General features: G+C 40.6%; 15 protein-coding genes and 1 tRNA gene. 8 read left to right on the top strand and 8 right to left on the bottom strand.

Features of this window, described 5'->3' with window-relative positions; translation table 11 throughout:
* Positions 1 to 184: 184 nt before the first annotated feature.
* Positions 185 to 1,918, top strand: a complete 1,734-nt coding sequence (locus VB620_RS05980) for a PAS domain-containing sensor histidine kinase (RefSeq protein WP_323195228.1) — start codon at positions 185 to 187, stop codon at positions 1,916 to 1,918.
* 544 nt (positions 1,919 to 2,462) lie between these two features.
* Here the strand turns inward: VB620_RS05980 and VB620_RS05975 are convergent.
* From VB620_RS05975 to VB620_RS05960, 4 genes are all read right to left on the bottom strand, one after another.
* Complete coding sequence (locus tag VB620_RS05975; RefSeq protein WP_323195227.1) at positions 2,463 to 3,140, bottom strand: DsbA family oxidoreductase; 678 nt, start codon at positions 3,138 to 3,140, stop codon at positions 2,463 to 2,465.
* Between the two features lie 383 nt (positions 3,141 to 3,523).
* On the bottom strand, positions 3,524 to 5,296 hold the full coding sequence (locus VB620_RS05970) for a ribonuclease J (protein WP_323195226.1): 1,773 nt from the start codon (positions 5,294 to 5,296) through the stop codon (positions 3,524 to 3,526).
* A 324-nt stretch (positions 5,297 to 5,620) separates the two neighbouring features.
* Positions 5,621 to 6,505: a 4-hydroxy-tetrahydrodipicolinate synthase gene (dapA, locus tag VB620_RS05965; protein WP_323195328.1), complete on the bottom strand. Its 885-nt coding sequence runs from the start codon at positions 6,503 to 6,505 to the stop codon at positions 5,621 to 5,623.
* Between the two features lie 231 nt (positions 6,506 to 6,736).
* The gene (locus VB620_RS05960; protein WP_323195225.1) at positions 6,737 to 7,786 is read right to left on the bottom strand and encodes an aspartate-semialdehyde dehydrogenase; all 1,050 of its coding nucleotides are present in this window, start codon (positions 7,784 to 7,786) and stop codon (positions 6,737 to 6,739) included.
* Positions 7,787 to 8,552: 766 nt separating this feature from the next.
* On the opposite strand from VB620_RS05960, the gene tig reads away from it, so the two are divergent.
* The 4 genes from tig to VB620_RS05940 all read left to right on the top strand — a co-directional run bounded on the left by tig (position 8,553) and on the right by VB620_RS05940 (position 13,314).
* Positions 8,553 to 9,953, top strand: a complete 1,401-nt coding sequence (gene tig / locus VB620_RS05955) for a trigger factor (RefSeq protein ID WP_323195224.1) — start codon at positions 8,553 to 8,555, stop codon at positions 9,951 to 9,953.
* A 280-nt stretch (positions 9,954 to 10,233) separates the two neighbouring features.
* Entirely contained in the window at positions 10,234 to 10,932 is a 699-nt protein-coding gene (gene clpP, locus VB620_RS05950; RefSeq protein ID WP_323195223.1) for an ATP-dependent Clp endopeptidase proteolytic subunit ClpP, read from the top strand.
* Positions 10,933 to 10,941: 9 nt separating this feature from the next.
* On the top strand, positions 10,942 to 12,276 hold the full coding sequence (clpX, locus tag VB620_RS05945) for an ATP-dependent protease ATP-binding subunit ClpX (protein ID WP_323195222.1): 1,335 nt from the start codon (positions 10,942 to 10,944) through the stop codon (positions 12,274 to 12,276).
* Positions 12,277 to 12,414: 138 nt separating this feature from the next.
* Complete coding sequence (locus tag VB620_RS05940; protein WP_323195221.1) at positions 12,415 to 13,314, top strand: alpha/beta fold hydrolase; 900 nt, start codon at positions 12,415 to 12,417, stop codon at positions 13,312 to 13,314.
* Between the two features lie 150 nt (positions 13,315 to 13,464).
* Here VB620_RS05940 and VB620_RS05935 read toward each other — a convergent pair whose 3' ends face one another.
* Positions 13,465 to 14,451, bottom strand: coding sequence for a GntR family transcriptional regulator (locus VB620_RS05935; protein ID WP_323195220.1), 987 nt, complete (start codon positions 14,449 to 14,451; stop codon positions 13,465 to 13,467).
* 209 nt (positions 14,452 to 14,660) lie between these two features.
* Between VB620_RS05935 and VB620_RS05930 the strand changes: the two genes are divergently transcribed.
* Positions 14,661 to 15,413: a dienelactone hydrolase family protein gene (locus VB620_RS05930; protein WP_323195219.1), complete on the top strand. Its 753-nt coding sequence runs from the start codon at positions 14,661 to 14,663 to the stop codon at positions 15,411 to 15,413.
* A 307-nt stretch (positions 15,414 to 15,720) separates the two neighbouring features.
* A complete protein-coding gene (locus tag VB620_RS05925) occupies positions 15,721 to 16,623 on the top strand; it encodes a S1 RNA-binding domain-containing protein (protein WP_323195218.1) in 903 nt (300 codons plus the stop codon).
* A gap of 90 nt (positions 16,624 to 16,713) precedes the next feature.
* Here VB620_RS05925 and VB620_RS05920 read toward each other — a convergent pair whose 3' ends face one another.
* Positions 16,714 to 16,926 (bottom strand): hypothetical protein, encoded by a 213-nt coding sequence (locus VB620_RS05920; RefSeq protein WP_323195217.1) that lies wholly within the window; start codon positions 16,924 to 16,926, stop codon positions 16,714 to 16,716.
* A gap of 535 nt (positions 16,927 to 17,461) precedes the next feature.
* Between VB620_RS05920 and VB620_RS05915 the strand changes: the two genes are divergently transcribed.
* Positions 17,462 to 19,465 carry an NACHT domain-containing protein gene (locus VB620_RS05915; RefSeq protein WP_323195216.1) on the top strand — a complete coding sequence of 668 codons (2,004 nt, stop codon included), beginning with the start codon at positions 17,462 to 17,464 and terminating at the stop codon, positions 19,463 to 19,465.
* A gap of 106 nt (positions 19,466 to 19,571) precedes the next feature.
* On the opposite strand, the gene VB620_RS05910 is transcribed toward VB620_RS05915, so the two are convergent.
* Positions 19,572 to 19,656 (bottom strand) — tRNA-Ser (locus VB620_RS05910).
* A 130-nt stretch (positions 19,657 to 19,786) separates the two neighbouring features.
* Positions 19,787 to 20,707 (bottom strand): TIGR04168 family protein, encoded by a 921-nt coding sequence (locus tag VB620_RS05905; protein WP_323195215.1) that lies wholly within the window; start codon positions 20,705 to 20,707, stop codon positions 19,787 to 19,789.
* Positions 20,708 to 20,753: the final 46 nt, after the last annotated feature.

Genomic DNA, 20,753 nt, shown 5'->3' with positions numbered 1-20,753 from the left:
ACTTTCTAGCTATAATTACTTTTCTGCTATTTTTTATTAATGTAGAATCCTTACTCTTGGGGTGAGTTATGCAATTGACATTCAATAATTCTGGAACAAAACTAATAAAAACTATACTAAATAAGTTAAATTTATTAGCTGTCAAAGGCAAAACAACTCCTTTAAATGATTTATAGAAAAAATTATGGGAGTTATTTCAATGGTCGAATATATTTCCGAACAAGACCCGACCCTTTCACTTTTAATCTTAAATTCTATGAGTGATGGGGTAATTATTGCTGATAATAAAGGAGGAATTTTTTTATTTAATTCAGCTGCACTAGAAATGTTTGATGATCTGACTAACAATATAAGAGAAGAGGATTGGTCAAAGCAACATAAATGGTTTAAGAATGATAAAACAACACCCTTTCCGACAAATGAACTACCTCTAAAAACAGCAATTCAGGGTAAGAATTGCAAGGATGTAGAAATGTTTGTTTATCGTAATCAAGCACCAGAAGGAATATGGTTAAAGGTTAACAGTAATCCCCTTAAAGATAGAGATGGAAAATTAAAAGGGGGTTTGATTGTTTTTCGTGATATCACAGAGCAAAAACAAACAGAAGAAAATCTGTATCAACAACAAGCGCAATATCGTAGTATTTTTGAAGCAGTTAATGATAGCATTTTTATTGATGATTTAGAAACAGGAAGACTGGTTGAAGTCAATCCGGCAACTTGTCGGATGCTGGGGTATTCCTTGCAAGAATTAAAGGAAATTTCTCCCACTGGTTATGTACATCCAGAATCTTTACATTTATTTGAAAAATATATTGAAACTTTGAGGATAACTGGATATTTTTATTGTCAGGCAGTGAATATTACAAAAAATGGAAACTTAATTGATGTTGAGGTTACAGGAACATGTTGCATATACAATGGTAAGACTCATGGACTCGCAGTTGTCCGTGACATTACTGATCGAAAACAAGCTGAATTAGCTTTAAAGAAATCAGAAGCAAAACTACAGCAGCAAACTAAGGAGTTAGAGAACACATTAAAAGAACTACAGTGTACTCAGTCACAACTAATTCAGAGTGAAAAAATGTCTTCTCTTGGTCAATTAGTTGCAGGAGTTGCCCATGAAATCAATAATCCTGTTAATTTTATCTATGGAAACTTAACACCTGCTTACGACTATATGGAAGAAATACTGCACCTACTCAACCTCTATCAAAAAAATTATCCCCATCCTTTACCTGAAATTAAAGAACAAGCTGAAGCCATAGACCTTGATTTTATTGTAGAAGATTTACCAAAACTGCTTTCATCAGTAAAAATAGGGGCAGAGCGTATTAAAACAATTGTCACTTCTCTACGAAGTTTCTCGCGGATGGATGAGTCAGAATATAAAGCAGTTGATATTCATGAAGGAATTGAAAGTACTTTAATGATTTTGCAAAATCGACTGAAAGGCAACCCAGATTATCCAGAAATAAGAGTCATAAAAGAATATAGTAGCCTGCCGCTAATAGAATGCTATGCAGGTCAGCTAAATCAGGTATTTATCAATATTATTAGTAATGCAATAGATGCAATAGAAGAAAGAAATGCTCAAATAACAACTGAGGAAATAAAAAAAATTCCTCCTAGTATATTTATCCAGACTGAAATATCCTCAATAGGGCAACTTATTATACGAATTGTTGATAGCGGGATAGGAATATCAGAGCAAGTGCAAAAGCGGCTGTTTGAACCTTTCTTTACTACTAAGCCTATAGGTAAAGGCACAGGATTAGGTTTGTCAATTAGCTACCAAATTATTACTCAAAAACATGGTGGCTCATTGGAATTTGTCTCTGCATTGGGTCAAGGAACAGAGTTTATTATTACTATTCCCATGTATCAAAAAAATCCTAGTAAATCAAAAGGATAGAAAAATTTTACCCTGACTTCACGAAAAGCGATTAGAAAGTCAGACCTACAGTGCAATCCCAGGAAGTTATATAGCTATAGCAGGAAACAGGAGATAGGAAAAAAGGTAAAAAAACTGATTATGTGGAAATTACCTTTACCGGAAAAATCCTTTCCTGGCTGAGTCACAATAGATGTTCTAGTCACCACTTACACCAGAATCTAACTTATTACTACACCAAGTTAATCGCAATTTTTGCAGTGTCGGTCGTGTAATAATTGAACATTATTTATAACTATCTTAACTTTTAATAAAGTCATCTGTCGTTTGACAGATTTCTATGTAATCGTTACAAAACTTAATATAATAAAAACCTGCGACTATTGCGAGTAAGTATAAATATCACAAATCAAAGTAATAGGGTGTGTCATCAAATAGGTGTCACCAGTATGGAATCCATAGGCGATCGCAAGTTGAGTAACCGGAATGACACGCCCTAACAGTTTATTCGCCTGTACTACCTACTTCCAACTCCCTAAGAATTTTTGGCGATCGCTCAACATTCTTAACACCAAGATTGTTCTCCCGGAGGATTATGTAGTAACTCACGGATATTAGCTTCCATAACTCGGTAACCGACATTCCCATTGAGTCTCTGCCGTCCTTCATTAAAAATCAGGGTAGGGCTGACTGTAACCATAAGCTCTTTGACTAATTCAAAATCCTGAGATAGTTGAGCATAAGCCTCACCACTATCAATCTCAGCTTGTATAGCTGCGATCGGGAGTTTTAACTCCTCTGCAATTTCAAATTGCACCTTGCGGTCAGAAACATTTGCTAGTCGGGTAAAAAACGCTTCCCGAAATGCCTGAGTTGCTTTTTCAAATACCTGTCTATCTAGGTCTACCAAACCCTTCATTTCTACTAATTGAATGGCATGGAGAAACAAATGACAAGATGTCGATGATACTGGTGTCACCTTAGTCCAAATATCAGGATGAAGGCTGATGTGATCAAACTTTTTAGCAACCTCTTTAACATGATCACTGTATCCTTGCAATCCCCCCCGATCTCGCCATCGGTTCTCCAGCTTTTCTAGAGAAACACCAAAAACAGGGACAAAGTGGTGTTTTATGGCAATCTTTTCTTGAAAGGTTTTTTTCAACTCATCTAGACGGATTTGAGCAACATAAGCCCAAATACAGAGAATATCCGAAAAATAAAAAATACGAATGGGTTCCATATTAATTCTTTGATCTTCAGACCCACCAGGGGTTTTGTTCAGTGCGAGGATCAGTTTCTGTCCCAGGCGAAATCAAAATACTATTATTGATCACTGCAACTTGGACAATCTGAGGAGTATTTGACATACCTCCTCGTCCTAAAGAAGCGAGGATTCCTTGACACTTCGCTGGAACAGGCCACAAGTGGTCTTATCGTCCCTCCATGTCCGTTTAAAGTCTCCCAATGCCCTATGGCGACTATGCCCAAACTTTCACATAAAGCCGTCCTAGAAGGCGATGCACTGAGTAGTTCGACCCTTCGACAGGCTCAGGGCATCGCAGGCTCACTGTAACACCTGTCGAAGTGACGGGGCTTGTATCCCATTATTTTCGGTCTGATTGATTAAGATGCTACCTGAGCTGTAGTGCGAGTCCGCCGTCTTCTACCATCAGAGACCTTTGCAGGTGGTTCTTCGGGAATTTGCATCAACAAAGTTACAGTTGGTTGACATTGCAATTCTCGACGGATAGAGCGTTGTAATTCTCTCTCTAACATCCCTTGCAATCCACCCCAGTCTACTTCTGGTTTTTCGCCTTCACGAATCTGAGCAAATTCTGACCAACGGACAGTTAGCATTTCTTCAATACGCTGTTGTACCCATTTCTGCACAAGCGATCGCTCTACATTGGTAACTACACCTCGTAGATGAGTTTCCACTTTAGCCATCAGTTTACCGTTCCAATCAATGGCGGCAGCGATGGTAACAATGCCTTCTTCAGACATCCGTTGTCGTTCTTCCAAGACTTTATCGCTCACCATACCAGAACTGGTGGTATCTACAAGCTCTATTCCAGATGCTACCTTACCAGCCAGACCGATAGAATTTTCGGTTAACTCTACGATATTACCGTTTTCGATAATTACCATATTTTCGGGAGGAATACCCATACTCTGAGCAGTTTCCGAATGCTTCACTAGCATTCGATGTTCACCATGAAATGGCACAAAGAATTTGGGACGAGTTAAAGCTATCATCAGTTTTTGTTCTTCCTGACAGCCGTGACCAGAAACGTGAATGCCTTTGTCCTTTCCATACACGACTTTCGCTCCCTGAATCATCAATTTATCAATGGTGTTAACCACAGCGATAGTATTGCCAGGAATCGGGTTTGCAGAGAATAGGACTGTATCTCCTGGGCGAATTTTGATTTGGGAGTGTTCTTTGTTGGCAATGCGGGTCATGGCTGCCATTGTTTCACCCTGAGAGCCAGTAGTCAAAATCAGTACCTTTTCATCTGGCATATTCCGGACTGCGTGCAAGGGATGAAATAGACTATCATCACACTTGATGTAACCCAGGTTGCGGGCATGAGCAATTAAATTCAGCATGGAACGACCCACCACCGACACTGCGCGGTTATGCTTCTGCGCTAATTGCAAAATCATGTTGATGCGATGCACACTGGAGGAAAAGGTAGTGACAAATAAACGTCCGGTGGCTTTACCAAATTCCCTGTCTAGGTTGGGGTAAACTGACCGTTCCGAAGGGGTAAATCCTGGTACTTCGGCGTTGGTTGAATCACTCAATAAGCAAAGCACACCTTGTTCGCCGTGTTCTGCTAGCCTTTGTAAGTCAAAGTGTTCACCATCTACGGGTGTATGGTCAATTTTGAAGTCTCCCGTGTGAATAACTACACCTAAAGGGGTATGAATAGCCACGGTGAAGCTATCGGCAATGGAGTGGGTATTGCGGATATATTCTACAAAGAAATGTTTACCGATGCGGACTACATCACGGGGTTTAACTGATCTTAGCTGAGTGCGATCGCGTACTCCAGCTTCTTCTAGTTTGCCCTCTAGCATAGCCATTGCTAGCCTTGGTCCGTGAATCACAGGTATATCAAACTGCTTCAGGTGATAAGCAATACCGCCAATGTGGTCTTCATGACCATGAGTGACGATCATACCTTGAATTTTATGCCTATTTTCTCGGAGATAGGTTGTATCTGGCAGGACAATATTGACCCCTAGCATTCCTTTTGTAGGAAAGGCTAATCCCGCATCTAAAAGAATAATTTCGTCTTCATACTCAAAAACACAGGTATTTTTGCCAATTTCATGCAAACCACCCAATGGAATAATTTTTAGGGCGGATTTAGTTTCGTTATTTACCATTTTTTCCTTGGATTGTTGTTGGTTTTTCAGCTTTAATAAATTCAAATTTAGCAATCTCGTTATGAAAGGGAATACTAGCTTTCTATTGTGAAACCAGCTAAATTCTCATTGAGAGGTTTAGTTGTTTCTTTAAGAAAACGATTTTACATATATAACTCTTCTCGTATTAATCATCAAATACAGACTTATCTTATCTGTGGTTTCTTAAATCCCATACCTTACTCAACTACAAAGCATAGAAATTTCAAATACAAACTAGTGAAAATGTTTCTCATTATTTATATATATCTAGTAACCACAAGTTACTCATAAACCAGTTGCTATCTAGATTAAATTAAGATTTTCCAGTACCACCTTTAACTTATCACTAACATCTGAGTCAGCTTCACATAGTGGTAGACGATTTGAACCGACTGCCCAACCTTGAAGTTTCAGCGCTTGTTTAACTGGAATAGGATTTGTAGTTAAAAATAATGCTTTAAACAAAGGAAATAGTTGTAGATGAATTTCGGTAGCAGTTTCGATGTTTCCGGCATTAAAAGCTTGAATCATCTGCTGTAGTTGATTCCCTACCAGATGAGAAGCTACACTCACTATTCCTGTTGCCCCAATTGCTAACAAGGGCAGGGTTAAGGAATCATCTCCAGAGTAAATCTGAAATTCTTTTGGTGTCAAGCGGCGGATTTCACTTGCTTGGTCTAAATTTCCAGTAGCTTCTTTGATGCCTACAATATTGTTAATTTCTGCTAATCGGGCAACGGTTTCTGGACTGAGATTTTGACCAGTACGTCCAGGGACATTATATAACAGTAATGGTAGTTCTGGACAAGCTTGCGCGATCGCTTGAAAGTGCTGGTATAGACCTGCTTGTGGCGGTTTGTTGTAATAGGGTACAACTTGTAATGAACCATGTACTCCTATTGTAGCAGCTTTTTCGGTAGCGGAGATCGCTTCTTTGGTGGAATTAGAACCACAACCTGCTATCACCTTGGCTTTTCCGTCCACGGCCTGCAACACTTCCACAAACAACTGGTATTCTTCATCCCAACTTAAGGTAGGTGATTCACCTGTTGTCCCGCATACTACTAATGTATCTGTACCGTTGTTGGCTAGATGCGCTGCTAGTTCGGCCGCTACATCATAGTTAACACTGCCGTCAGCTTTAAACGGCGTAATCATAGCAGTTAAAACTCTACCAAATTCTCCCACCCTGTTTTCACTCCTCATTAGCCTCTTGGTTTTTAACAGTTATCAGTTATCAGTTATCAGTTAAGAGACATAACTGGGTCGAATTAGTTTACTATCCCGATATTCATTGTTCACTAGTTTTTATGGGTATAAAGTACAGATTTATCTGTATTTCTCTGTGATGAATTATCTTTTGATTACTGTACTCACTGACAAACTGTTGTATATCTTCTTCTAAAATCTAGTTAGCGATTATTTCTGACTAGAAACGTATGCTTTTGCTGGATTGAGTAGATTTTTTTCTACCAATAACTCAGCAATTTGTACTGCATTCAACGCCGCACCTTTACGAATTTGGTCACCGGAAAGCCAAAGTTCCAGACCACATGGATGAGAAATATCTTGACGAATCCTCCCTACTAGAACATCGTCCTGACCTGTGGCGGCAATAGGCATGGGAAAGTGATTGTTTTCCCAATCTTCTATTAATTTTACACCAGGAGAACGGCTTAAGATTTCTCTGGCGGCATCGGCACTAAATGGGTCGGCAAATTCTAGATTAATGGCTTCGGAATGGGCGCGAAGTACGGGAACCCGTATACAAGTAGCCGTAATTCTAATTTCTTGGTCACCAAAGATTTTGCGGGTTTCATTGACCATTTTCATTTCTTCTTCACAGTAACCCAAATCGTTTAGCGGAGAGTTATGTGGGAATAAATTAAATGCCAAGGGGTAAGGCAAAACTTCGGCTACTGGTTCCTGTCCTTGTAATATGGCGCTGGCTTGGGTTTTAACCTCTGCCATTGCTTTAGCACCAGCCCCACTTGCTGATTGATAGGTGGAAACTACAATGCGTTTAATCGGACTAATTTGATGCAGAGGCCAAATTGCCACGCTCATTAAGATCGTGGTGCAGTTAGGGTTAGCAATAATACCTTGGTGATTAGCCGCAGCTAAGGGATTTACTTCTGGTACAACTAGGGGAACTTCCGGGTTCATCCGAAAAGCACTGGAATTATCGATCACTACGGCACCTTTTTCCACGGACACACCTGCCCAAGTTTTGGATGTGGAACCGCCAGCACTAGCTAGGACTAAATCGATGTTTTCTAGGGTGCGATCGCTAACTAATTCTACTGGTAAATCTTCGCCTTTAAACTGGAGCGATCGCCCCACACTGCGCTCAGATGCCAATAATTTCAACTCTGCTACTGGAAAATTACGGCTTTCTAGTAATTGCAGCAACTCTGTCCCAACAGCACCAGTGGCTCCCAAAATAGCTACACGATAGGATTTTGACAAACTAGTTTTCTCCTTGAAAAGCTTGAGTATATTTTTCTAAAAAATTTACAATTTATACTTACTTATCTAAATAGCGATCGCCGATTTTCAATAATTTTTTTTTAATTCTATAGGGAGTTTTCTGGATATAGTGATTGTTTTTTCTAGCTTACATTAAATTCAACATTGTTGTACTTTACTAGTACTACTCCTAGAGTTACCCGCCTGTTTAGAAAATAAAATCATATAATATTTATTATACAACAACCTCATGTCCAGAAACAAACAGGAGTATCTTCACTTAAGCATGGTGCCATCGTCAAAATTTTAAACTTAACAGATATCAAGTCCTACCCTCAAGGTGGATGTACTCTAATCGAGAGGGACTAGAATCATACCTGCGTGTTCAGGGAACATTCACACTTAATCCCAAAGGACAGAAAAGCCCGAAACTATAACAATTTATAGCAGAAGATTATAGTGGAAAACCAGGTCATCATGATGTTAGACCTGTGAATTGAGAAAAGCAGGACTACTTAAGTTATTGTAATAACTGCGAGTTTTCATAGATCAAGTTATGGTGGGCAATTTTTAAGTCCTTTCCCATTGGGGGTAAACTGGATATCTATTTAAAGGACTGATCCATATAATATGGGATTTTGTCACATAAATCCTAGACCCCACCCATCCCCAACCCAAGCAAAATCAACTCACAGAAGCGGTAAATCGCCTCTTGTGCGTACTCAAAGCCAAAAAAAACAGATCAATATCAATATAGAGACAAAGCATGAAAGTTACCCAGGAAAAACTTCCCGCCAGCCAAATTGGATTGGAAATTGAGATAACGCCAGAAATTACCAAGCAAACTTACGAAAAGGTAATTAAAAACTTAGCTAGTACTACAACTATTCCTGGGTTTCGTAAAGGTAAGGTACCTCGGCCGATATTACTACAGCGCCTGGGCGTAAGTCGCATCAAAGCCGCAGCGCTGGAAGAAATAGTTCAAAATGGCGTAGAAAAAGCACTCAAACAAGAAGAAATTCCCGCAATTGGACAACCACAACTGCTGAGTTCCTTTGAGGACTTGATTAGTAATTATGAACCAGGAAAACCCCTGACCTTTCTAGCGGCTGTAGATGTACAACCAGAAGTCAATTTAGTACAGTACACCGGTTTAACAGCCAAAGCCGAGGAAATCCAATACGACTCCAGTCAAGTTGATGAAGTCCTGGAAAAAGAAAGAGAAGAGTTGGGGACGCTGATTCCTGTCGAAGGACGTGCAGCCCAAATAGGTGATGTGGCTGTAGTTGATTTTAAAGGTGTGCTAGCAAAAGGTGAAGGCGAAGACGAAACAGCCGAGCCAACAGCAATTCCTGGAGCAGAAGCTACAGATTTTCAACTAGAATTGCAAGAAGACAAGTTTATTCCCGGCTTTGTCTCAGGTATGGTGGGCATGAATCCCGAAGAAACCAGAGAAATTTCGGCTCAGTTCCCAGATCCTTATGCCAACGAAGAATTAGCTGGAAAAGCGGCAATTTTCACAGTCACACTTAAAGAACTGAAAGAAAAAGAACTGCCAGAATTGGACGACGACTTCGCCCAGGAAGTGAGCGACTTTGATACCTTGGAAGAACTACGTGCTTCTTTAGAGGAACGATATCAAAAAGAGGCTCAGGAAAAAACTAAATCGAACCAGCAGGAAGCATTATTAGCAGAACTACTGCAATATGTAGAGGTTGACTTACCAGAAACCTTGATTGATAAAGAAATAGACGCGATGCTCACCCAAACTGCAATGCGGCTATCTCAGCAAGGATTAGATGTCAAAAAGCTATTTACCCAAGATATTATCCCTCAATTGCGGGAGCGATCGCGCGATGAGGCCATTGAACGTCTGAAACGGTCTTTGGGATTACTAGAAGTCAGTAAACGGGAATCCATCGAAGTTACACCCGAAGAACTAGAAACCAGAGTTGCAGAACTGATGCAGCAGTACGGAGACCAAGACATTGACGCTGAAAGAATGCGCTCAGTAGTGGAAAACGAACTGTTAACTGAAAAAATTGTTGATTGGCTGCTAGAACATTCTTCAGTGGAACTCGTACCCGAAGGTTCTTTGACTCCAGCCGAATCAGAGACAACTGAAACTCAGCCAGAGGCAGAAAGCGCCGCCGCTACTACAGAATGAACATAATTGGTGCTGAGACGCGATCAATCGCGTAGAAGAAAGTGCTGAGTAAAAATTTTCCCTACTCGGCACTTCCTTTTAGAGACTAAATTCAACACCTCTGGACACCAAACTTTGATCAAATATTCAACCTATATCGCTTTAGCCTCGTTGGGTTCACTCAGAGCTATACAGATAAGGCATAATGGTTAACAAATAGCTCAAATAAAATTGCATCCGTTAAAAACGCAGCAATAGCAGCTACCAAATCTGTCCTAATTTAATTCTCAATTGTTCTTATATGCTTATATCACAGTCGGGAAATGACCCCATCAATAGTTTAAGTAGAATCAACATTAGCTCTCACTTAAACCAACCTAGTAACATTGTACCAATGGTGGTAGAGCAGTCTGGCACTGGAGAAAGAGCTTTTGATATTTACTCCCGCCTGCTGAGAGAGCGAATTATTTTCTTGGGTACTCCCATAGATGATACAGTTGCCAACTCCATTGTTGCTCAATTGCTATTCTTAGACGCGGAAGATTCCGAAAAAGATATTCAACTGTATATCAATTCTCCTGGCGGTTCCGTATACGCAGGCATGGCAATTTATGATACAATGCAGCAAATCCGACCCGATGTTGTTACTATATGTTTTGGATTAGCCGCAAGCATGGGCGCTTTCCTTTTAGCAGCAGGTTCTGCTGGTAAACGGATGTCTCTACCCGACTCCCGCATTATGATTCACCAACCACTCGGTGGCGCTCAAGGTCAAGCCATTGATATTGAGATTCAAGCGCGAGAAATTCTTTATGTGAAGGCTAAGTTGAATCAGTTACTCGGACATCATACTGGTCAACCCCTAGAAAGACTTGAAGCAGATACCGAACGCGACTTTTTTATGTCGGCAGAAGAGGCAAAAAATTACGGTTTGATCGATCAAGTCATCTCTAGACAAAATATTCCCACTGTCGGGGAAAACGTCACCATTCTGAAATAAGAGGCTGGTATGTCTAAGTACGACTCCCATTTGAAATGTTCCTTTTGTGGCAAGTCTCAAGAGCAGGTGCGTAAATTAATCGCAGGGCCGGGAGTCTACATCTGCGATGAATGCGTTGACTTGTGCAATGAAATCCTAGATGAAGAGTTGCTAGATACGAATACGGCTGGGTCACAACCAGCACCAAACTCAGAACCACAGCAAAAACGTCGTGGGCGCTCTTCTAATCTCTCACTTAACCAAATTCCCAAGCCTAGAGAGATTAAAAATTATCTAGATGAACACGTTATTGGTCAAGACGAAGCCAAAAAAGTTTTGTCAGTGGCAGTTTATAACCACTACAAGCGACTGGCAGTTATTCAGTCTAAAGATAAAAATGCTGTAGATGATGCCGTAGAACTGCAAAAGTCCAACATTTTGTTAATTGGACCGACTGGTTGCGGTAAAACCCTCTTGGCACAAACCTTGGCTACTATATTGGATGTTCCCTTTGCTGTGGCTGATGCCACCACACTGACAGAAGCAGGATATGTTGGTGAAGATGTGGAAAATATCCTGTTGCGACTGTTACAAGTAGCAGATTTGGATGTAGAGGAAGCCCAGCGAGGAATTATCTACATTGACGAAATAGATAAAGTAGCTCGCAAGAGTGAAAATCCTTCCATTACACGGGATGTTTCCGGGGAAGGCGTGCAGCAAGCTTTGCTGAAAATGTTAGAGGGGACAGTCGCCAATGTCCCACCCCAAGGAGGACGTAAGCATCCTTATCAAGACTGTATTCAGATTGATACGAGTAATATTTTGTTTGTCTGTGGTGGTGCTTTTGTAGGTTTAGATAAGGTAGTGGAGCAGAGAGCAGGGAAAAAGTCAATGGGTTTTGTGCAGCCCGGCGACCTTCAGTCTAAGGAAAAGCGGACTGCTGATACTCTCCGTTATCTAGAACCCGATGACCTAGTGAAGTTTGGCATGATTCCCGAATTTATTGGACGAGTGCCAATGGTAGCTGTGGTCGATCCGTTGGATGAAGAAGCGCTGATGGCGATTTTGACCCAACCCCGCAGTGCTTTGGTGAAACAGTACCAAAAGCTGCTAAATATGGATAACGTCGAATTAGATTTTAAACAGGATGCTTTACGTGCGATCGCCCAAGAAGCCTACCGTCGAAAAACAGGTGCTAGAGCTTTGCGGGGTATTGTGGAAGAACTAATGCTTGATGTCATGTATGAATTACCATCCCGTCAGGATGTAACTCGCTGCATGATTACCAAGGAAATGGTAGAAAAACGCTCCACAGCCGAGTTAATAGTACATCCCTCCTCCTTACCTAAGCCAGAATCAGCTTAGTAGTCATTAGTCATTGGTTATTGGTCATTAGCCCTTCGGCTTACTTCGACTGCGCTCAGTACAAGTCGCTCAGGGTAAATCATTAGTCATTGACTTTTGACTTCTGAATTTTGACCTTTGAATTTTGACTTGAGAAAAATGCCTTATATTTCTGTTCGCGGTGTTCAGCATTACTATGAATGGGTGAAAAAACCCTCTGGTTCTTTAGTAAAGCCAGTCATGGTATTTCTTCATGGTTGGGCGGGTTCAGCTAGGTACTGGCAAAGTACGGCTGATGCTTTAGTAGACCAATTCGATTGTTTACTCTACGATTTGCGGGGTTTTGGGCGTTCCCATGGCCAACCTATTATGGACGCAGCTAATACATCTGTTGTAGATTCCGAGTCAAACCCAGAATTAACATACGAATTAGAAGAGTATGCTGAGGATTTAGCAGCTTTTCTAGATGAATTGCAACTCCAGCGCATTTATCTTAATGCTCATTCAATGGGTGCATCTATTGCCACATTATTTATCAACCGCTATCCCCAACGAGTAGAAAGAGGGATTTTAACCTGTAGTGGTATTTTTGAGTACGACGAAAAAGCCTTTACTGCTTTTCATAAATTTGGTGGATATGTAGTAAAATTTCGTCCCCAATGGCTAAGTAAAATACCGTTGGCGGACAGAATATTTATGGCGAGATTTTTACATAAAACCATTGCCAGTTCGGAGCGTCAAGCTTTTTTACAAGATTTTCTCCAAGCCGACTATAATGCTGCATTAGGTACAATTTATACTTCAGTTAGTAAAGCCCAAGCGGAATTAATGCCTCACGAGTTTGCCAAGCTAACAGTACCGACTTTGCTAGTGGCTGGTGAGTATGACCAGATTATTCCTGCCAAGATGGGTCGTCAAGCGGCAGCAAAAAGTGAAAATATTCAATTTTCCATGATTCCCAATACATCCCATTTTCCTATGTTGGAAGATGCCTCAACTTACTTACAACGAGTGCAAGAGTTTTTACAGGTGACACCAATGGAATCACCAAGCAATTAGCTAGACTTTAAAGCTGAAAAATCGGAATTCAATTAAGACTTACGCAAAAAGTTTTTTCAACCCTCTCCCCTCTGTGTACTTTGTGCCTCTGTGGTTCTTTTTTCCATAATTTTGCGTAAGTCCTGTTATCACCACCAATCCATTATCTTGTTAAACCAAACCCAGTTCACGTTTTAACAAATTCATCGACGTAGCCCCAATGTAATTTTCTACCTTAATCAGTTTAGGTGGACGAATAATATCCTCCAGTGATGCTTGTACTGCTGCGTGTACAGTGGTGAAACTGGCTTGATCGCTGATGATTACTTCAGCCCGTTTAACGATCGCTCTGATTTTATAGGCATCTTTGGGTTGTGAAGTCATGATCAGTAATTCATCTCCCCGTAAACCGTGAAGAATCACTTCTGCGGCACGGGCAATTCCTGAACTCAGACTGACTATACCTACACAATTTTGCTTTGGTAAGGTTTTCAGAAGGTCCAGTTCTTTACTGTAGTCATAGATATCCAGAGGAATTACGCGTACAGCTTTTGGGGCAGCAATCTCTTCGACATCGGTAATAAAATAACGACTGGTGACCACCGTGGCCGAGTTGGTTTTGTCTAGCACCGCAGCTAATTCTTCCATGGCTACCAACTGTACTGGTATGTTTAGAGACAGTTCTAACTCATACACCATCAATTCCCCAGCACCCATATCATGGAAGGGAACTGCAACCAGCACTTGGGCGCTACAACGTAAACGCCAATCAATTTCACCTAAAAATAGCTCCCGTGCTTGATGGAGTGAATAGCCTTGAGAAAGCATCTCATCCAGGGCTTTCTGCACTAGTTGATATCCATCTTCGCTTTGTTTTTTGACGATTGGGGATTGTACCCTGCTACCACCTTCATGACCTTGGGTACGCACATAAATTCCCGAACCAGCGAAACTTTCTACAAACCCATCTTCTTCTAACTGGCGGTAAACTTTGCTAATGGTATTCCGGTGTAATCCTGTTTGCATAGCTAATGCCCTTGTGCTGGGCAATTTGTATCCAGGTGGATATTGCCGGGAGGCGATCGCAAACCGGATTTGATTAAATAGCTGATTGGAAGCAGGAATTTCACTGTCTGGCTGAATACGGAATTGAATCATTACCAAACCTGTTGATATTAGTAGAGGCAACTCACTGAGTGTATTGATGAGATATTAGATATCTTATATACATATAGAATTTTTTAGCCAAAAATTTTTTATTTCCCTGCTTTTGCTAATTGATTACTTGTATGGGAAATAGCTAGACTTACTGGCATAGTTAATCAAATAATCATAGACCTGATTACGCAACACTGGTAAAAATTTTTATGACAAAACAAATAATAGACACCACAACTGTCCAAATTTCGCAAGGAGATAATCTGCAAATATCGGCTTATTTGGCACAGCCACAAGCACCTGGTTCTTATTCGGGAGTTGTGGTATTGCAAGAGATTTTTGGTGTCAACGTTCACATTCGGGAAGTTGCAGAACGAATTGCTCAAGAAGGATATATTGCGATCGCCCCAGCACTTTTTCAACGCCAAGCCCCTGATTTTGAAACAGGCTACACCCCCGAAGCTATGGAAATTGGTAGAGAATATGCTTGGCAGCAAACTCAAGCATCAGAATTATTAAGTGATATTCAATCAGCGATCGACTATCTCAAGACTCTACCCCAGGTAAAACCAGATAGCTTTGGCTGTATAGGCTTTTGTTTTGGAGGCCATGTAGCTTATCTTGCTGCTACCCTACCAGATATCAAAGCTACTGCTTCCTTCTATGGTGCTGGGATTACTACTCGTACACCAGGAGGTGGCGCACCCACTATTACCCTGACTCAAGATATAAAAGGATCAATATATACTTTCTTTGGCATGGAAGATCCCAGCATCCCCGCCGAACAGATAGATCAAATTAGCACAGAATTAGAAAAATACACAATTCCTCATCGTGTGTTTCGCTACGATGGAGCTAACCACGGATTTTTCTGTGACCATCGCGCCAGTTATAATCCTAAAGCCGCAGCTGATGCTTGGGAACAGGTGAAACAACTTTTTGGCAGTGTATTAGAAGCCTAGTACCGCAGGGCGGAAGTCAAAAGGCAAAAGTCTACCCTGAGCGTAGTCGAAGGGTCAAAAGTCAAAAATCTGACTCTATAGGCTTTTCATTGATTTCTTATAGTTTTCCTATTTATGCCGTGCTGTACTGAAGAGAAAAATACTGTTAAGTTCCCAGATTGGGGACTATTCAAGCTATTTTAGGTTCCTTTTGCTGACCAAATAATCATGCAATAATTACCTAACGCTCCTACTAGGTCGGAATTTGTTAGGTGCTTAGTAAAATTTCAGTGGCATCAGATCAAATAATAATTTATCGTCAATCGTCATGAACTCCGAATCGAAAGTTTCTCAACCAGCCAATTCGTCTTTTACTATGGACGATTTTGCCAAAGCATTAGAAGTACACGACTACCAGTTTCAAAAGGGACAAGTTGTACGTGGGAAAGTATTTCAACTTGACCCCAATGGAGCTTATGTAGATATTGGTGGCAAATCGTCCGCTTTTCTCCCCTATGAAGAGGCTTCTTTGAGAGCAATTACTGATTTATCAGAGGTGCTGCCATTGCAAGAGGAACTGGAGTTTTTGATTATCCGAGATCAGGATGCAGACGGTCAAGTCACCCTTTCGCGCAAGCAGCTGGAAATTCAGCAAGTCTGGGAACGACTAATCGAAATGAATGAAGGTGGACAGACTGTGCAAGTTAGGGTAACAGGTGTGAATAAAGGCGGTGTTACCGTTGATTTACTGTCTTTGCGAGGATTTATTCCGCGATCGCATTTAGCCGAGCGTAATAACTTAGAAGCCCTTAAAGGTCAAAGTTTGACTGTGGCTTTTTTAGACATTAATCGTAATACCAACAAACTGGTACTTTCCCAACGTTTAGCAACTCGTTCTAGCAGCTTCAGTTTATTAGAACTAAATCAGCTAGTAGAAGGTAAAGTTAGTGGCATTAAGCCTTTTGGAGTATTTGTCGATTTAGATGGTCTCAGTGCCTTATTACATATTAAGCAAGTCAGTCAAAAATTTATTGACTCTCTCGAAAAAGTCTTTCAAATTGGTCAAACAATTAAAGCTGTAATTATTGACTTAGATGAAGGTAAAGGTCGCGTGGCTATTTCTACCAGAGTTTTGGAAAATTTCCCTGGTGAAATCCTAGAGAATTTTGATGAAGTCATGGCTTCAGCCGAGGCGCGTGCTAATCGAGCTAGTAACAAACCTGCCGAATAGAACCAGAGTTTCACGCCAATTCTTTGCGCCTAACGTACTTCGTACTAGAGCCTCCGGCACGCTACTGGTGCGTTTGGGCGTGAAACATTATTACCTCTCTTGTGATTCATCTGGGAGAGATTCTAGTGGTGTTTTTAGTAAAACCCAATCAAGATAAAGTAAAAAAACCTGCATTTTTAGAAAGTTGTTGGCACTTTTGAGATTGGCATCACTTAGTACCCATTTATAAAACTTTGCCAGCAGTATTCCAACCACAACTTCCATAGACTTATTTATCACCATAGGGATTAGTATTTCTAGCATTGCAATTGCCTCAGTAACTTGACTGAGTTCAATGTCGCAATTTTTTTTTGTAGTTATTTATCTGACTTGCCCTGACTTAGGCTGACTTATACTGATTTAACTCCACATTTTGATAAAAACTTTAGCTACACTGGCTTATAAGTAATTGTGGGAGTGGTCAATGTCTATACCAGAGGACTTTCTTAAGCAACTGGAGCAATACAGTCAATTGTCGCACAGAGAGAAAGAAATCTTTCTGCAAATATTCGGTCATAGTAAGAGTCGAATCCAGGTAACTCAAGAATTAAACATTTCTCAAAGTAACCTCAATACTTGTCTCACAGGGATTTACAAAAAATTTTGCATCACTGGTAATGGACCTGTTAAAGAAAGCCGTTTACGGGAGTATCTGAGCAAAAGATACTCACAGCAACAACCCTCTGGTCATTTAACTACAGATGACATAAATGATTCTATTGATACCTTAGTGCAAGAGATCCGCAAACAAGTACATTCCTACATCAAAGAAAAGTGTGGAACCATGCGGGTATTAGATATGCCTAAACCAATTAAGTTAACAGGTAAACAAGGTATTTACACGAATGTCAATATTCTGCAAGAAATAACAGGACGAAGACGACTTAAAGTTGCGGAATTAATGCAAACCTGTGACCATTATGACTTTGAGCGCCCTGGACTTAGCGGGGTAAAACAGAAACGAGTATCAGGACTAGAGGTTGTAAAAAGTCATAGTAAGTTGATGGTGTTGGGTAAACCAGGAGCAGGAAAAAGCACCTTTTTAAAATATCTTGCAATGCAGTGTATTGAAGGAAGGTTCCAAGCAAACAGAGTTCCCTTATTTATCACTTTGAAAGATTTTGCAGAAGCACCTAAGCAACCAGCTATTTTGAAATTTATTGCTGAACAATTGTCAAGCTGTGGGATAACTGATGCGAGTACGACAGTAGAGAAACTGTTGAAACAGGGTAAGGCATTAGTATTACTTGATGGATTGGATGAAGTACGAGAAGAAGACACCAAGCGGACTTTACTACAAATTCGAGACTTTTCTGATCAGTTTCATACCAATCAGTTTGTCATTACCTGTCGCATTGCTGCCAAAGAATACACATTTGAAACTTTCACAGAAGTGGAAATGGCAGATTTTGACGAAAAACAAATAGCCATTTTTGCTCAAAACTGGTTCCAGTTAACGGATTCAGTTAAAGGTGAAAGATTTATTCAGAAACTGAAGGAAAATAAATCAATTCAAGAACTAGCAAGTAGTCCTTTACTACTGACATTACTGTGTTTGGTGTTTGGAGATAGTGGAGATTTCCCTGCAAACCGTTCTGAGCTTTATCAAGAAGGATTAGATGTTTTGTTGAAGAAATGGGATGCAAAACGCAACATTGAACGAGATCAAGTCTACAAAAACCTGTCTTTGCAGCGTAAGGAAGATTTGCTGAGTCAAATAGGTTTAACAACCTTTGAGCAGAAAGACTATTTCTTTAAGCAAAAAACGGCCGAAGCATACATTGTTGATTTTATTCGCAACTTACGCAATGCTGATACGAATCCAGACGTTTTGAGACTGGATAGTGAAGCCGTTTTAAAATCTATTGAAGCACAGCATGGGTTATTAGTAGAAAGAGCAAAAGGAATCTATTCCTTTTCTCACCTAACGTTTCATGAATATTTTGCCGCAAGTGAAATAGTTTCTAACTCTACCTATGAAAGTTTAGTAGAGCATATTACAGAGATACGTTGGCGGGAAGTATTTTTGCTTACTGCTGGAATGATGCGTAAAGCCGATGATTTGATGCAGTTAATGAAGCATAGAATTGACGAACTAATCAGCACAGATGAACAGTTACAAAATTTAATGAAGTGGGTAAAGCAAAAGTCTTATTTAGCTACTGTGCCATATCCGCCAGCAGAAGTTAGAGGTGTATTCCTAAGTTTGATAAAAAATTTTATTCTGGATAGGCGTTCAAACTTTACAGACCTTCCTCGTATTTTAGCCTTTGATCTGGCTCTTATTGGTACTTCAGACAGCGATTTTTATCAAGCCTTTAATCGTCTAATTAGCGGGATCATTATTCAAGGCTTGAGTTTTGAAGTTACTATCTTTTTTGAAGAAAAAAAAATTCGTGCAGCTAGACAACAATCAGATACTATCATTCATAATAACTTTGATTCCAATCTTGATTTTTATCTAGAACGTAATCCAAGCCCTGAGTTACAGATTTTGCTTGACAACCTCAAAAGCGAAATTCCACCTCGAGAAAAAGATAGCGAAGCATTTCAGAAATGGTTGATAACTGATGGTAAAGTTTGGACTGAACGGCTTAGAGTAATTATGATTGAACATTGCAATATTGGGCATGACTGGCAGTTCAACGAAGCACAAAAGATACTGTTGGAAGACTATTACTATGCCAATAAGTTACTCGTAGATTGTCTAAATAGTGATTGTTATGTAAGCCGAGAAGTTAGGCAAGAAATTGAGAATACCTTGCTGTTACCACATAAAAATGAAACACTTAGTAGAAATTAGTCAACTGAAAACTGAAGCCGAAGAACTAAAAAAAATTATTGGTGACATCATTATCTCCACCAAAGGCCAAACCTAACTTCATCCACCTTAATTTTCAATTTTTCAACGGAGAGGGGGAGATTCGAACTCCCGGAGGTTTTAGCCTCATCCGATTTCAAGTCGGACGCAATCGACCACTCTGCCACCTCTCCAATAAAACTGCCGAGCTTTTAATAAACCTACGACAGTAAAGCAGTATAGCGCTTTTGCCGAGTATTAACAAGCTGACAGATCATACTATATCTCATGACGTAGGCATATTGCACTACTGAAGGCAAATATCTAGGAGACACTAAGGAAACGCTCGTACAAAATTTCTTCTGAAGTCACCTGGAAATCATAGCCCACCCATACTAAGGAGACTTGGGACACCTCACCGGCTTCTAGGGAAACAATGGAAAAATTACGTAGCTTATCACCTTGATTTTCCAAAATCCTGGGTACATTGGCCGCATTCAAGTAAATTGTTCCCTCTGGACTTTTAAATACAGCTTTGCGTTGCACTTTTTTGGTGTGTCTGAGGGTGCGGTGCATATGACCAAATGTCACCAGAGGAATGGTTTTACCAGCCGTCAGAGCCTGAGAAATTGCCGCGCCTAAGTCTGGGTCGCCAAAGTCACCACCAATGGGATGCCAGTCCTTACCGCAGGGATCTTCGGGGCGATCGCCTAAACCGCTAGGACCATTGTGACCCAGAAAAATAATTGTTTCATGCGCCGCACTATGTACAGCTTTCATGATGCGATCGGCGGATTCTTCCAGACTCGTCACACCATACCGTTCTTGGATAATATTCGCAAATTTCCACTCTGAACCTCCCCAAGTAAAAGGACGACCCCCGACCACAGTTAAATTCCACGCGGGAAAATCCAGCTTACCGTAACCGACATGGGCAGTCCCCAATAAATCCAGTTGTTCCTGTACCCAATCTGACTCAGAACGGTCGTAGGGACATTTTTTCCGTCCCCATTCTGTAGCACTGTACCAGGCATCGTGGTTTCCCATCACTGCTGCTTTGGGAATGTCCAGGGAGGCGATCGCTCTCACCACATCCACTGATTCATTGCCAAAATCGCCTACAAACAGCACTAAGTCCACACCCAGATGCTTGAGTGCAATGCCATCTTCTAATTCCCATTGGTCGTGAACATCTCCAACCACAGCAATTTTTAGGGTTATTGATTTCGTTTTATGACTGGTCATGCCACTTTCCTTGCCTTCTTTCTCCAGGATATGCAACTCAAGCGGA

Source organism: Nodularia harveyana UHCC-0300 (assembly GCF_034931085.1).
Taxonomy (GTDB): Bacteria; Cyanobacteriota; Cyanobacteriia; order Cyanobacteriales; family Nostocaceae; genus Nodularia; species Nodularia harveyana.
Note: the sequence above shows the minus strand (reverse complement) of the source record. Positions and strands in the feature narration are given on the sequence as shown.